The following is a 14,693-nucleotide window of genomic DNA, read 5'->3' on the forward strand; positions in this document are numbered from 1 at the left end:
TCTTCCGGCTACGGTGTGGCGTGCAAGATCGTTAATTTTGCCATGCTGATCCCCAGTTCTCTGATGCAGTCCATGGCATCCTTTGTGTCCCAGAACGTGGGTGCTGGCAATAAAAAACGCGCCGAGCAGTCCATGTTCACCGGCATTGGCATCGGTCTAGTGTTCGGTTGCGCCGTATTTGCACTGGTGTGGTGCAAGGGTGACGTTCTCTCCGGTCTGTTTACGGCAGATGCCGCTGTTATTGCCAACAGCTACGCCTACCTCATGGGCTTTGCGCCCGAGACCATCGCCACTGCCATCCTGTTCAGCATGGTAGGCTACTTCAATGGCAACGACAAAACGCTCTGGGTCATGGTACAGGGGCTGATGCAGACTCTGCTGGTGCGTCTCCCCATGGCGTATATTATGAGTATCCAGCCCAACGCCAGCCTGACGATGATTGGTCTGTCCGCACCCACCTCCACCGCAGTGGGCATCTTATTAAACATCAGCTTTTTTCTCTGGCTCAAACGGTACGAAAATCAGACGTGTGCATAGGTTTTGAAGGCTGGAAAGCCTGCCGATGATTGTTGCCACCTACAAATATGATACGGTCGTGCTTGAAATTTCAAATTCAATCATGAGTCGATAATAGCAAACAAGCCCACAGGATAGACCGCATATAAAATACGGCAGACCTGTGGGCTTGTTCCTTATATCGAGTTGATCTCTAAACGATCAATCCTCTAATCCATGGCTTTCAGCTACATTCCTCAAATATTTCTCCGGGTCTCCGTTCAGAATCAAATCGGCATAGCCAAGCGGATCGTCGTAGATGAGGTAGTCCAATTCCGTCCTCTGCGCCATGGTCACGTCCAGTGCATCCTCGACCCCAGTGCAGTCAATGGAGATCATTCTCCCATCCCGGAGCAGCAGCTCCACGCAGCCGGTATCCATGTTGAAATGGCAGGCTCTTGCATCGTACTTCATGTTTGTGTCCTTTCTGCCTTACGGCACCTTTACAGTTGTGACTTTTGTTATACGGTTCTTCTGATAAGGTTTTGGACACACAGCCGTCGGGAAGGAGCCTTCATTTTGCTTTCCGAAGAAAACAAAAAATCCGAACCCTTCTCCTATCGAGAAAAGGTTCGGATTTTCATTGTTTGGTGCGAGTAGTGATACAGAACTTTTCAAAAACCATCGTAGTACAATTCGTTTTCAAGGTCATCGGATAGCAACTTGCTTGTATTGCACCCCGATGGGCAGCCGTGTTTGAAATATAGTTGCCTTTTATATACCACACAACCTAAAAATTATCAAGTACGCGCAGCGTTCACTTCTCCCATCACCGGGAGCAAATGAACGCTGCTTTTTTTGTTTACAACGAAAGGAGGCATCCGTGAAATGGCAGTTTTTCGGGTAGAAAAGAACAGCGGCTACACGGTCATGTCAAACCACCACCTGCGGAACCGGGCCTTGTCCCTGAAAGCCAAAGGCTTACTCTCCCAAATGCTCTCCCTGCCGGAAGATTGGGACTACACCCTGCAAGGGCTGGCCCGTATCAACCGGGAAAGCATCGACGCGATACGGCAGGCCATCCGGGAACTGGAACAGGCGGGCTACATCCAGCGTTCCAGAGAACGGGACGAGAAAGGGCGGCTGCGTGGTGCAGACTATGTGATCTTCGAGCTGCCGCAGCCCGTTCCTGCATCGGTTTCACCTACATTGGAAAATCCAACGTTGGAGAATCCCACGCAGGAAAACCCTACGTTGGAAAATCCAATGCAATTAAATAAAGATAAACTAATTACAGAAAAACAAAAGAAAGAGGGATTAAATACCGATTCCATTCCTATCCATTCCCCAAACCCCTTGCCTTTGGACGAGGACGAGGCAGCGGCACCGCCGCCGGAACGGACAGGAAGCCGAAAGGAAACGGCCTATCAAATCTACCGGGACCTGATTTTGGAGAACATCGAGTATGACACCCTCACCCAGAATCCCCGGATAGACCGGGAACAGCTGGACGAGATCGTGGACATCCTGCTGGAAACCGTCTGCACCAACCGCAAGTCCATCCGGGTGGCCGGGGACGATTACCCGGCAGAGCTGGTCAAGGCCAAGTTCCTGAAACTGGACAGCCATCACATCGAGTTCGTCATGGACTGCCTGCGGGATAACACCACCAAAGTCCGTAACATCAAGCAATACCTGCGGGCCATGCTGTTCAACGCCCCCAGCACCATCAACAGCTACTATGCGTCCCTTGTGGCGCACGATATGGCGCAGCCTGATTGGGGCCGCCCGCCCAACACCTGACCGAAAGGAGCGTCACCCTATGCGCACTACCTACCTGCGGCGGCTGGTGGTTCCACCCTAGCTGCCGCTCTGAATTTTCTGCAACAAGGAGGGATTCATATTGCAGGAAGAAATCACCCAGAAAACCATTGCCCTGTCCATGAAAACGGGCAAACTCACCGCCCAAGCGTTGCAAGCTGCGCTGAAAAAATATTTGCAGCACCGGGCCAAGGGGCCAAAGCTGCACCACGGCAAGCAAAGCCTGAAACAGCTGAAAGCCCACGGCGCAACCCTGACCAACATTGAAGTCACGGAAGCGAACATCGGGGCGTTCAAGCCCTGCGCCAAGAAGTACGGCGTGGACTTCACCTTACGCAAGGACAAGACCACCCAGCCGCCCCACTACATCGTGATCTTCAAGGCCAAGGATGCGGACAATCTGGAACAGGCGTTCCGGGAGTTCACGGTCAAAACGCTCTCCAAAGAGCAGCGGCCCTCCATCCACAAGGTGCTGACAGCAGCCAAGCAGAAAGCGGCCCAGCAGCCGAAACGTACGAAAGAAAAAATTAAGCAAAGGGGGTTAGAGCGATGAAGCCTGAACTGAAAAAACTGCTGGTGCTGAATCTGCCATATCTGCTGTTCGTGTACCTGTTCGCCAAATGCGGGCAGGTGTACCGTCTGGCGGCGGGCGCGGATGCTTCGGCAAAGCTGCTCCACCTGACGGGCGGCATCTCTGTCGCCTTTGCAAGCCCGCTGCCCAGCCTGCATCTGTTTGACCTCTGCGTTGGCGTTGTTGGTGCAGTGGCTGTCCGGCTCATCGTGTACAGCAAGGGCAAGAACGCCAAGAAGTACCGCAAGGGCGAGGAATACGGTTCTGCCCGGTGGAGTGCATAATTTTAAGTGTAAATGACACATACATGGACGCACAGGAGGTTATGCACATGACTGATTATAGCAAAATTACAGCCCTTTACTCCCGCCTTTCCGTGGGCGACGAGGACAGGGACGGCGGCGAGAGCAACAGCATACAGAACCAAAAAATATTTTTGGAGAACTATGCCAAAGGGCAGCACCTAACCAATATCCGGCACTACATCGACGATGACGAAAGCGGCAGGTTTTTTGACCGTTCTGCCTACTCCCGCATGATGGACGATGTAGAAAACGGGAAAATCGGTGTCTGCATTATGAAAGACCTTACCCGCTGGGGGCGCGACTATCTCCAAGTCGGCAACGCGATGGAGATATTCAGACGGAACAATGTGCGCTTTATCGCGGTCAACAACGGCATTGACAGCGAGAAACCCGACACGCTGGAGTTTGCGCCCTTTATCAATATCATGTCGGAGTGGTACGCAAAGGACATCAGCAAAAAAGTGAAAACAGGCATTAAGACCAAAGGCATGAGCGGAAAGCCGATTGTCACCGAAGCCCCTTACGGCTATGTCAAAGACCCGGACAACAAGGATTTTTGGATAATCGACGAGGAAGCCGCCGAGGTGGTCCGTTTGATTTTCCGTCTGTTTATCGGCGGGAAAAACCGCAACCAAATCGCCGTGCATCTGAAAAACGAGCAAATCCCTACCCCCACTTTCTATATGAAAGACCGGGGGCGGGGAACCTGTAAAAATAAGACGCTCAACGAGGATAGCCGCTGCAAGTGGAACAAAGCCACCTTGACCAATATCCTCACACGGCAGGAGTATTGCGGCGATGTGGTCAACTTCAAGACTACAAAGCATTTCCGGGATAAACATAACCACTATGTAGACCGGAGCCAGTGGCACATCACAGAAAATGTGCATGAGCCGATTATTGACCGCACCGACTTTGAAAATGTGCAGCGGATTTTGGAAAACGCACCTGTCAAACGCCCCAACGGGGACGGGGAAATCCACCCTCTGTCCGGCTTGCTTTTCTGTAAAGACTGCGGCGCAAAAATGCACATCCGAATAGATTACAGATACGGCAGCAAGCGGCACGTTGCCTATTGCAGCGAGTACCACAAGGGAAAAGCAAAAAATCCCAAGTGCAGCTCCCCGCACATCATGGACGCGGACTTGCTCATGCAGACCGTCGCGGAAGTGCTGAAGAAAATCGAGGACTATTCTATCAGCAACCGGGCAGAGTTTGAAGCCTTAGTGAAAAAGAACCTTGCCATGCAGCAGACCGACCAGACCAAAAAGCAGCAGAAGCGTATCCCGCAAATCACGACGCGCCTTGAACAGATTGACAAGGTGCTGAATAAGCTCTACGAGGACAACGCCCTCGGCACGATTCCGCAAGACCGTTATGAGCAGATGTCGCAGAAGTATTCGGAAGAATACTATGCGCTGAAAGCGGAGCTTGCCACGCTCCAAGAGCAGCTATCCGCTTATGAGAACGCGGGAGGACGGGCGCAGAAGTTTTTGAAGCTGACGGAACGCCATGCCGCCTTTACCGAGCTTACCCCCGCCATTCTCAACGAGTTTATCAGCAGGATTGAAGTGCATGAGCGCGACCAGAAAAGGGCGAGATACGCAATCCAGCACATCAGCATATATTTCAATTATATCGGCAAGTTTGAGAATGAAGTGACACAGCTTGCGGAACCGACCGAGCAGGAAATCCGGCAAATGCGGGAGGAAATCGAAGAAGCCAAAAAGGAAAAGAGCCGCGCATACCACCGGCAGTATTCAAGGGAGTACCGGGCGCGAAACCTTGAAAAGCAGCGGGAGTATGACCGTATCAAGGCGCGGGAATACCGGGCGAAGAAAAAGGCGCAGGCAGCCGCCGCACAGCCCACACAGTAAAACAGAATAACCGTCAACCAAGAGGGATTTTCCGAGTTACGGGAAATCCCTCTTTTGCACCCGGAGAAAGGAGCCGCCTATGGCAGAACAGACCCCCGACAATATCATCACGACCCAGAGGAACGGGCAGACCATTGTTGCGGAGTTATTTTTCAATCACAGCAGCACAGAAACATTCCGCGACAAGCTGCTCAAACTGGTGCTTGCCGACAGTACGCGTTTATCCGCGTCTGACGGTCAAGAGCCGGAAAAAACAGAAATCTTGCGATAACAGCCGCCCTGACGAACCATTCCCTGTCCGGGCGATTTCTATTTGAAAATCCTCATTTTCCCCAAGTCAAGAGCCGGGAAAAACACCCGAAAAATGCCCCTACTGCGTAACAGGGGCGCAGAAAGGAGAGTTTATGAGAACAGGGCTTACGAAGCAGGAAAAGACCACCGATATTTGGTTTGACGAGAAAGACCCCCTTATCCATATCCGCACCCACAACACCGACTTAAAGAAGCGGCTTGCCGCCTACGCCGGACAGTACCCCGACCAGTGCTGCCAGACCGACGCAGACCCCGAAACGGGCTGCATGGAGTTTGATATTGCAAAGGGGCGTTTCTCTTTCCGTCTGACCGCCCCATACAGTGAGGAACGGAGGAACGCCGCCAGCAAAGCGGCAAAGAAACATTCCGGCAACTTGACACACCCTATTCAAAAAGATGTGCTATAATTTTTTTGAAAAAGTTTCGGATTAGATGTAGTATTCGCCGCTGAAACCGTAGTATATAGGTGAAGCCGGAAAGGAGGCGGTGTGATGATAGAAGATGAGAAAATCATTGAAATGTTTTTTGAGCGTTCAGAGCAAGGCATACGGGAGCTGGATATAAAATACGGTAAAGTCTGCCACAAGTTATCGTATAACATTGTTAACAGCAGGCAGGACGCGGAGGAATGTGTCAACGACGCTTACTTAGGAGCATGGAACGCAATCCCCCCGGCGAACCCCCACCCGCTTCTGACCTATATCTGTAAAATCGTTCGGAACATTTCACTGAAAATCTATTACAGAAAGGAAGCAGCCAAGCGAAACAGCACTTACACGATTGCTATGGAGGAAATCGAAGCCTGTATAGCAGACCCGAACACAGTGGAAGCCGAGATTGAAGCCAGAGAGTTAGCCCGTATCATTGAAAGTTTTCTGGACACGCTGACCGTCGAGAACCGCGTTATCTTCATGCGCCGCTATTGGTTTTCCGATAGCTGTAAAGACATAGCCGAGTTTGTAGGGCTTTCGGAGAAAAATATCTCCGTCCGGCTGACCCGTATCCGACAAAAAATGAAAAGCTATTTAGCAGAAAGAGAGGTATTCGTATGAACTCAAAGAAGTTTTCCGAAGCCATGAGCGAGCTTGACAGCAAGTATGTTGATGAAGCTATCAGCTACAAGAAGAAAGCAAAAAAGCCAGTTTGGGCTAAATGGGGAGCTATTGCAGCCTGTTTTGTAGCTGTAACCGTCTTAGGTGTGGGATTGTTTCAAAGTGGATTATTTGGCAGTCATACCGATATAGCCACATTGAATAACGGGGAAAAAATTGTTTTTGTGAAGTCTGATAATGTTGGCGGTTCTTTGGCTTTAGATGTAGATGTAACTACAAAGCCACTTACAGAAGATGAAACCTTAGCTTTATTTTCGGATTTACCTGTTACAGCCAATGCAATTTTTCTAAATAGCGATATAGACGCAGGCGGTTCACAAGAACTGATTGGATTTGAGGGACAAGTCGGAAATGTGAAAGTAATCATTTCAACATCAGATGTGCAGTTGCTTGATACTGTAATTGTTGGAACGGAGAAAGTCTCTGAAATCAACGGTATAACCATAGTCGCAGGATATTTTGTAACAGACCCGAACAGCCGAGGCGAGCAAAATGCTATTTACTATGCGACCTTTGAGATTGGCGATTGCAAGGTATATCTGGAAAATGGCGGCATGAAAGATGATAGCGAAACAATAAAAAATCAGTTGGCAGAAGTTATCCAGAAGCTGACAGAAAACGGGAATTTGGACTTAACTTCTTTTAGTGACGAAACAGGTATGAAGCTTGATGGAAACCCAGACGGATATGACCCGCTTCCTGACAGCCAGACTTCTGATGAAGAAGTATCAGAACAAGACCCCGCCGCAAACTGAATAATCTATCTCATATCGAAAGGGCAGCCGAGAAAATCGACTGTCCTTTTTCTATGCGTATGAGCAGAAAGGAGCGCCCAACCATGACAAAGCCAAGAGAGAAAACCCGCGAGGAGTTGCAAGCCGAGATTGAGGACGGAAAGAAGAAAATCCGGCAGTTTGAGAACCGAGAAAAGATGTTGCGTCAGAAGCTATCCAAAGAGGAACGCAGAACGCGCAGCCACCGCCTTATTGTCCGGGGCGCAGTCTTTGAAAGCATTGTGCCGGAAGCAAAGAACATGACCGACGAGGAAGCCACAGCACTTCTCCGGCTTGCCTTGACGAGTGAACCAGCGCGGGAATATCTGAAAAAACGAGCCGAGGGAGCGACAAGCTAAATAATCCCTTGGCAACAAGGGCGCACTTATACACCCTTGCGGGCGTGTGCGCTCTGCCGAGGGCTTTATCTCCGCACAGGGAATTTTCCCCGCGCTCCGATTGGCGGCTTTGCCGCAACAAGGGGCTGCACCCCTTGCGTCGCTTCGCGGCTATCCCTGCAAACCCACAAAAACAGTACACCCGCCGTTGGCGTCTGTACTGTTTTTGCGGGTTTTATTATCCTATCCGGGAGGTGATACCCATAGCCATTTACCATTGGAACATCGGCATTGTGAGCCGAGGAAAAGGCAAATCAGCCGTTGCCGCAGCCGCCTACCGAAGCGGCGAAAAGCTGACAAACGAATGGGACGGAATGACCCATGACTACACTCGCAAAGGCGGCGTTGTCCATACAGAAATCATGCTGCCGCCCCATGCCCCGCCCTCTTTCTCTGACCGTTCAACCTTGTGGAACAGCGTGGAGCTTTACGAGAAAGCCGGGAACGCCCAGCTTGCCAGAGAGATTGACGCGGCGCTCCCCATAGAATTATCCAGAGAGGAACAGATCCGGCTTGTCCGGGAATACTGTTCCTCTCAATTTGTTTCTAAAGGAATGTGTGTGGATTTTGCCATTCACGACACCGACAGCGGCAATCCCCATTGTCATATCATGCTGACTATGCGCCCCCTTGACGGGCGCGGTGCGTGGGCGGCGAAGTCCAAAAAGGAATATGACCTTGACGAAAACGGCGAGCGTATCCGCTTGCCAAGTGGCAGATACAAAACCCACAAGGTTGACCTTACAGGCTGGAACGACAAGGACAACACCCTCTTGTGGCGCAAGGCGTGGGCTGACTATACCAACGACTTTTTGGAGAGGAACGGAAGCCCGGAGCGTATCGACCACCGCAGCAACGCCGAGCGCGGCATTGACGAGATACCCACCGTCCACATGGGCGTGGCGGCTTGCCAGATGGAGAAGAAAGGTATCGCCACCGAGAAAGGCGAATTAAACCGAAATATCCAAAAGGCAAACCGCCTTATCCGGGAAATCCGGGCGCAGATTGGGAAGCTCAAAGAGTGGATTGCCGACCTGTTCAAAGTGTGGGAAACCGCCCCGAAGCAGCCGCCGCAATCTCCCGACCTTGCAAATCTGTTGATGAAGTATTTGAGCGTTCAGAGAGAAAAGAGCCGGAAGTATTCGCAGCGTTGGCAACAACAGCACACAGCCGATGAACTGAAAACCATAGCGGCAGCGGTCAACTATCTTTCCGAGCATGGTATCTCTAATCTTGACGAGCTGGACGCTTCTCTTTCCTCTGTCAGTGATAGAGCCTATTCAATCCGGGAGGGAATGAAAACCGCCGAGCAGCGCATGAAAGAACTGCAAAAGCTCATGGAGTACGGCAGAAATTATCAAACCTACAAGCCCATACAGGACGAGTATCGGCAAATCCGCTGGAAAGGAAAACAGGAGAAGTTTGCGGAAGCCCGCCGCGCCGAGCTTACCCTATGGGACGCGGCAAACCGCTATCTCCATGCAAATCTGCCGAAAGGAACAAAGACCTTGCCTATTGCGGAATGGGAACAGGAATATGCTGACCTCAAAACGCAGAGGGACAGCGATTATACCAAACTGAAAGATACCCGCGCCGAGGTTGCCGAGCTTCAAAAAATCCGCAAATGCGTGGATATTGCACTCCGCGCCGACCAGCCGGAACAGACACAGAACCGCGCCAAGCGGCATGAACAGGAGCGATAAAGGAAAGGACGGGCAAGCGGTTTTGCCTGTCCGTCCTAAATGTTTTCCGATAAAATGGACGCTATTGATTCCTAATATTAAAACCAACTTGCTCTTTCGTCCCTAAATTCGGGCAGGTCACTATGCTCATAAGGATTATAATTATTCAAATTGCAGCCAAACTCTTTCAATGATTTTATTTTATTATCCTTTGTCCATTCAACCAGGGAAATTCCATCAAATTCCTCTATGCTCCCATTGTTCATTTCATTTTTGAAATACCACTCCACAATCGTCTGATTTCCTTTGTGGAAAAATTGTTTGATTTCCCAAGCAACGACTTTGCCACGAGTATTCCATTCCTGAAACCAGTGTTTTACGATTTGACGGTTATTATATTTTGGACCCCAACTTTCAGTATAAATTACATCTTCTGCAAAAATATTATCAATACCTAAATCCTGTTTTGTAAGCCACATTTCAAACCATAAGTGAATATTTTTTTCTCTTTCATTCACAATCCAGCACCTCACTAACTTCCGATTTTTCGGTTTCATTCTACATCAAAACTATGAACAATTCAACCACAGAAAGAGAGGTATCAGCCATGTATTACACCCAAGAACAAATAGACCGCGCCAACCAAACCGACCTTGTTTTGTTCCTGCAATCGCAGGGAGAACCGCTGGAACGCGCCGGACAGGAATACCGCTGGAAGCGGCACGACAGCTTGACCGTCCGGGGAAACAAATGGTACAGGCACAGCCAGAGCAAGGGCGGCGGCCCCGTTGACTTCCTCATGGAGTTTTTCGGAAAGAGCTTTACCGAAGCCGTTGAACTTCTCACAGGAGAGAAAGGCGCAGCCCCACCGCCGGACAGCCCAATCCCCGCGTCCTTTTCTGACTTCCGGCTGCCGCCCCGCAGCCCCGACAACCGAACAGCGAGGAACTACCTCACAGCCGCCCGCCGCATTGATGAAGATGTGACGGGCATTTTCTTTTCCACCGGGGATATTTACGAGGAAGCCGCCCACCATAACGCCGTATTCGTCGGCAGAGATGAAAGCGGCATACCGCGCTACGCCCACCAGCGCGGCACAGCCGGGAGCTTCCGGCTTGATGTGAAAGGCAGCGACAAAGCCTTTAACTTCTGCTACCGGGGCGAGGGCGAAAGGTTGTTTGTTTTTGAAGCCCCGATAGACCTCTTATCTTTCCTCTGCCTATTCAAAAAGGAATGGCAGAAGCAAAGCTATCTTGCGTTGGGCGGCGTGGGCGAGAAAGCCCTGCTGCGTTTCCTCTCTGACCGTCCGAACATCAAGACCGTGTACCTCTGCCTTGACAGCGACCAAGCCGGAAGCGACGCTTGCAGCCGCCTTGCGGAGTTTGTGCCGGAGGGCTTGACCGTCCACCGCCTTGTGCCGCTATTTAAGGACTGGAACGAGGTATTGCAGCACCGGGCAGAAATCACAGACGGGAAGTATATCCGTGAAGCGATTTACGGCTTGAAAGAGCCGCCGCAGGAAGAAACCGTTGAGATTATCCGCATGAGCGAGGTTGATACACAGACCGTTGAATGGCTATGGAAGCCGTATATCCCCTTTGGGAAAGTAACCATAGTACAGGGCAACCCCGGCGAGGGAAAGACCACCTTTGCCCTACGCCTTGCCGCCGCCTGCACCACAGGGGGAACGCTGCCGGGAATGAAGCCCTTGCCGCCATTCCAAGTGATTTACCAGACCGCCGAGGACGGGCTGGGCGATACCGTCAAGCCACGCTTGATAGAAGCCGCCGCAGACCTTGACCGGGTGCTTGTGATTGATGAAGCCAAGCGGGAGCTTACCCTGTCCGATGAGCGCATAGAAAAGGCAATCACGCAGAACGGGGCGCGGCTGATTATCCTTGACCCCATACAGGCGTACATGGGCGAAAAAACCGACATGAACCGGGCAAACGAAGTGCGCCCCATGTTCCGCCGCCTTGCCGATGTTGCCGAGCGTACCGGGTGTGCCGTTATCCTTATCGGACATCTCAACAAAGCTGCCGGAGGGCAGAGCGCATACCGGGGCTTAGGTTCTATCGACTTCCGCGCCGCAGCAAGGAGCGTCCTGCTGATCGGGCGCGTGAAGCGAGAGCCGAATGTGCGCGTTATCGTCCATGACAAATCTTCCCTTGCGCCGGAGGGCAAGCCCGTTGCCTTTTGCCTTGACCCGGAAACGGGCTTTTCGTGGATAGGCGAATACGACATCACCGCCGACGAACTGCTGTCCGGCGCGGGCGGGAACACCGCTACCAAGACCGAGCAAGCCGAAAGGCTGATACTTGACCTGCTTGCAGACGGGAAAGAGCTTGCCAGTGAGGACATTGTAAAAGCCGCAGCCGAAGCCGGAATATCCGAAAGGACGGTACAGAACGCCAAGCGCAACATGGGCGGCATTTTAGGCGCAAGGCGTGTCGGCGGTCAATGGTACAACTTCATCAAGAAGAAGCAGCCACCCGAACCCGCAAGCTGAAAGTGCAAAACGCAGACCCTTTGCACTTTGCACTTTCGCACTTTCACGATAATTTGCGTCAATAACTCAAAAAAGCACTTGACAAAACGCTTCATGGGGCACCGCCAAAGACATTGCCCCGTACATCGACCCCAAGTTTGAAAACAACATCCTGCTGACCCAGACCGAACGCCTGACCATGACCGGGCGGCCCAAAGACCCCAAGACGGCCCGGAACAAGAATGTGCTGGTGATCGGCGGCTCCGGCAGTGGCAAGACGCGGTTTTACGTCAAGCCCAACCTCATGCAATGCTTTCCCACTTCCGACTATCCAACTTCATTCGTGGTCACAGACCCGAAAGGCACACTGGTTCTGGAAACAGGCCAAATGTTCCAGCGGGCAGGCTACCGGGTGAAAATCCTGAACACGATAAACTTTTCCAAGTCCATGAAGTACAACCCGTTTGTTTACATCCACTCGGAAAAGGATGTGCTGAAGCTGGTGAATACCCTTATCGCCAACACCAAGGGCGAGGGTGAAAAATCGGCGGAAGATTTTTGGGTGAAGTCGGAACGGCTGTTCTACACCGCACTCATTGGCTACATCTGGTACGAGGCCCCGGCAGAAGAAATGAACTTCACCACCCTGCTGGAAATGATAAACGCCAGTGAAGCCCGTGAAGATGACCCGGACTTTCAAAGCCCGGTGGACCTCATGTTTGAGCGGCTGGATCAGAAAGACCCGGACCACTTCGCCGTCCGGCAGTACAAAAAGTTTTTGCTGTCGGCCGGCAAGACCCGTTCCTCCATCCTGATAAGCTGTGGTGCCCGTTTAGCCCCATTTGACATCCGGGAGGTGCGGGAGTTGATGGAGGACGATGAAATGGAACTGGACACCATTGGGGATGAAAAGACCGTGCTGTTTTTGATTATGAGCGACACGGACACCACCTTCAACTTCATTCTCGCCATGCTTCAAAGCCAGCTTATCAATCTGCTGTGTGACCGTGCGGATGATAAATACGGCGGTCGGCTGCCTGTCCATGTACGGCTGATTCTGGACGAGTTCGCCAACATCGGGCAGATTCCCAACTTCGACAAGCTGATCGCCACCATCCGCAGCCGGGAAATCTCGGCATCCATCATTTTGCAGAGCCAGTCGCAGCTGAAAGCCATCTACAAGGATGCGGCCGAAATCATTTCGGACAACTGCGATTCTGTTCTCTTTTTGAGTGGGCGGGGCAAAAATGCCAAAGAGATCTCCGATGCGCTGGGGAAAGAGACTATCGACAGTTTCAACACCAGCGAGAACCGGGGCTCTCAAACCTCCCACGGACTGAACTATCAAAAATTAGGAAAGGCGTTGATGTCAGAGGACGAAATCGCAATCATGGACGGCGGCAGGTGCATCTTGCAGCTGCGGGGAGTGAGGCCGTTCTTCTCGGAGAAGTTCGACATTACCAAACACCCGCACTACAAGTACCTTGCGGACGCGGACAAGAAAAACACCTTTGATGTGGACAGGTTTTTATCTACCCTGCGCCGGAAACGGCAGCAGGTAGTCGCACAGGACGAAAGTTTTGACCTGTACGAAATCGACCTGTCGGATGAAGATGCAGCCGAATAATTTTTATTTTGAGTGTCGCAGAATAAGCGGCAGAAAGTGAGGACCTTATGGAATTTTTCAACAGCGCAGTCGATACTTTGCAGACCATCGTGGTCGGTCTGGGCGGTGCTCTGTGTGTCTGGGGCGGCATTAACCTGTTGGAGGGCTACGGACAGGATAACCCCGGCAGCAAGAGCCAGGGCGTGAAGCAGCTGGTCGCGGGCGGTGGCGTTGCCCTGATCGGCGTGACCCTTGTCCCGCTGCTGTCCGGGCTGCTGGGCTAAGTCCTGCATCGCTGCCCACAATTTTCCGAACAACTAACACTTAAAATCCTACGCCGCGCTCTCCCGCTCACATGGGAGGGCGCGGGAAAGGAGGTATCTTTGCTTGATTAGTGAGATCATCGAGAAATGGATAAAAGGCATTTTGATAGATGGCATCACGGGCAACCTCTCCGGCCTGTTCGACAACGTGAACGCCAAGGTGGGCGAAATCGCTTCGGACGTTGGTTCTACCCCGCAGGCGTGGAACAGCGGCATTTTCAATATGCTGCGCAGTCTTTCCGAAACGGTAGTACTGCCCATTGCAGCGGCCATCCTTGCCCTTGTGATGTGCCATGAGCTTATCCAGATGATTACCGAAAAGAACAATATGCACGACTTCGATACTTCCATGTTCTTCCGCTGGATTTTCAAGTCTGCCTTTGCCATCCTCATAGTCAGCAACACATGGAATATCGTTATGGGTGTGTTCGATGCCACCCAGAGCGTTGTCAACCAAAGTTCCGGCGTTATCATTGGCGAAACATCCATCCACTTTGACCGCCTGATACCCGGACTAGAATTTCAGCTAGAAAGCATGACCATCGGCAGTCTGCTCAGCCTGTGGTTCCAGACCCTTGTGGTGGGCCTGACCATGAACATCCTGTCCATCTGCATCTTCCTTGTGACCTACGGCCGCATGATCGAGATTTACGTTGTGACCGCACTGGGGCCTATCCCGCTGGCGACCATGGGCAGCAGCGAGTGGCGCAGCACCGGGCAGAACTATTTGAAATCGCTTTTGGCGTTAGGCTTCCAAGCGTTCCTGATTATGATTGTCGTGGGCATCTATGCGGTGCTGATACGCAACATTTCAGGTGCAGCGGACATTGCCGGGGCCATCTGGGGCTGTATGGGCTACACCGTGCTGCTCTGTTTCTGTCTGTTCAAGACCGGCAGCATCAGCAAGTCGGTGTTTGGTGCCCATTGAGA

The 14,693-nt window shown here is 51.8% G+C and carries 15 protein-coding genes and 2 pseudogenes; 15 read left to right on the top strand and 2 right to left on the bottom strand.

Going from position 1 to position 14,693, the window contains the following annotated elements; translation table 11 throughout:
• Positions 1 to 537: MATE family efflux transporter (locus C4N24_RS08910; protein ID WP_242983226.1), on the top strand; the 537-nt coding region annotated here is incomplete at its 5' end.
• 180 nt (positions 538 to 717) lie between these two features.
• Here the strand turns inward: C4N24_RS08910 and C4N24_RS08915 are convergent.
• Complete coding sequence (locus C4N24_RS08915; RefSeq protein ID WP_112091120.1) at positions 718 to 969, bottom strand: DUF6061 family protein; 252 nt, start codon at positions 967 to 969, stop codon at positions 718 to 720.
• A 414-nt stretch (positions 970 to 1,383) separates the two neighbouring features.
• Between C4N24_RS08915 and C4N24_RS08925 the strand changes: the two genes are divergently transcribed.
• The 10 genes and pseudogenes from C4N24_RS08925 (at position 1,384) to mobQ (ending at position 9,367) form a co-directional block, all read left to right on the top strand.
• The gene (locus C4N24_RS08925; protein ID WP_112091122.1) at positions 1,384 to 2,298 is read left to right on the top strand and encodes a DUF6017 domain-containing protein; all 915 of its coding nucleotides are present in this window, start codon (positions 1,384 to 1,386) and stop codon (positions 2,296 to 2,298) included.
• Between the two features lie 100 nt (positions 2,299 to 2,398).
• The gene (locus tag C4N24_RS08930; RefSeq protein WP_112091123.1) at positions 2,399 to 2,869 is read left to right on the top strand and encodes a PcfB family protein; all 471 of its coding nucleotides are present in this window, start codon (positions 2,399 to 2,401) and stop codon (positions 2,867 to 2,869) included.
• Positions 2,866 to 3,162: pseudogene (locus C4N24_RS08935) on the top strand (conjugal transfer protein TraG); the annotation flags it as partial. The gene C4N24_RS08930 and the pseudogene C4N24_RS08935, both read left to right, overlap by 4 nt.
• A 32-nt stretch (positions 3,163 to 3,194) precedes the next feature.
• On the top strand, positions 3,195 to 5,069 hold the full coding sequence (locus C4N24_RS08940) for a recombinase family protein (RefSeq protein ID WP_112091125.1): 1,875 nt from the start codon (positions 3,195 to 3,197) through the stop codon (positions 5,067 to 5,069).
• A gap of 79 nt (positions 5,070 to 5,148) precedes the next feature.
• On the top strand, positions 5,149 to 5,340 hold the full coding sequence (locus tag C4N24_RS08945; RefSeq protein WP_112091126.1) for a transposon-encoded TnpW family protein: 192 nt from the start codon (positions 5,149 to 5,151) through the stop codon (positions 5,338 to 5,340).
• Positions 5,341 to 5,473: 133 nt separating this feature from the next.
• Positions 5,474 to 5,788, top strand: coding sequence for a hypothetical protein (locus C4N24_RS08950; protein ID WP_097769766.1), 315 nt, complete (start codon positions 5,474 to 5,476; stop codon positions 5,786 to 5,788).
• An 84-nt stretch (positions 5,789 to 5,872) separates the two neighbouring features.
• Entirely contained in the window at positions 5,873 to 6,433 is a 561-nt protein-coding gene (locus C4N24_RS08955) for an RNA polymerase sigma factor (RefSeq protein ID WP_097769767.1), read from the top strand.
• Positions 6,430 to 7,248, top strand: coding sequence for a hypothetical protein (locus C4N24_RS08960; RefSeq protein ID WP_097769768.1), 819 nt, complete (start codon positions 6,430 to 6,432; stop codon positions 7,246 to 7,248). Before C4N24_RS08955 ends, C4N24_RS08960 begins: the two co-directional genes overlap by 4 nt.
• Before the next feature lie 83 nt (positions 7,249 to 7,331).
• Positions 7,332 to 7,625, top strand: coding sequence for a DUF3847 domain-containing protein (locus tag C4N24_RS08965; protein WP_112091127.1), 294 nt, complete (start codon positions 7,332 to 7,334; stop codon positions 7,623 to 7,625).
• Between the two features lie 233 nt (positions 7,626 to 7,858).
• Complete coding sequence (mobQ, locus tag C4N24_RS08970; protein WP_112091221.1) at positions 7,859 to 9,367, top strand: MobQ family relaxase; 1,509 nt, start codon at positions 7,859 to 7,861, stop codon at positions 9,365 to 9,367.
• A 77-nt stretch (positions 9,368 to 9,444) separates the two neighbouring features.
• Here mobQ and C4N24_RS08975 read toward each other — a convergent pair whose 3' ends face one another.
• Positions 9,445 to 9,864, bottom strand: coding sequence for a nuclear transport factor 2 family protein (locus C4N24_RS08975; RefSeq protein ID WP_055059684.1), 420 nt, complete (start codon positions 9,862 to 9,864; stop codon positions 9,445 to 9,447).
• Between the two features lie 89 nt (positions 9,865 to 9,953).
• On the opposite strand from C4N24_RS08975, the gene C4N24_RS08980 reads away from it, so the two are divergent.
• The 4 genes and pseudogenes from C4N24_RS08980 (at position 9,954) to C4N24_RS08995 (ending at position 14,691) form a co-directional block, all read left to right on the top strand.
• On the top strand, positions 9,954 to 11,855 hold the full coding sequence (locus C4N24_RS08980) for an AAA family ATPase (RefSeq protein WP_112091128.1): 1,902 nt from the start codon (positions 9,954 to 9,956) through the stop codon (positions 11,853 to 11,855).
• An 85-nt stretch (positions 11,856 to 11,940) separates the two neighbouring features.
• Positions 11,941 to 13,461 (top strand): annotated as a pseudogene (locus C4N24_RS08985) (VirD4-like conjugal transfer protein, CD1115 family); the annotation flags it as partial.
• A gap of 47 nt (positions 13,462 to 13,508) precedes the next feature.
• Positions 13,509 to 13,724, top strand: a complete 216-nt coding sequence (locus C4N24_RS08990) for a Maff2 family mobile element protein (RefSeq protein ID WP_005922889.1) — start codon at positions 13,509 to 13,511, stop codon at positions 13,722 to 13,724.
• A 103-nt stretch (positions 13,725 to 13,827) separates the two neighbouring features.
• Positions 13,828 to 14,691, top strand: coding sequence for a VirB6/TrbL-like conjugal transfer protein, CD1112 family (locus C4N24_RS08995; protein ID WP_005927770.1), 864 nt, complete (start codon positions 13,828 to 13,830; stop codon positions 14,689 to 14,691).
• The last annotated feature ends 2 nt before the right edge of the window (positions 14,692 to 14,693 follow it).

Source organism: Faecalibacterium prausnitzii (assembly GCF_003287405.1).
In the GTDB taxonomy this organism is placed as follows: Bacteria; Bacillota; Clostridia; order Oscillospirales; family Ruminococcaceae; genus Faecalibacterium; species Faecalibacterium intestinale.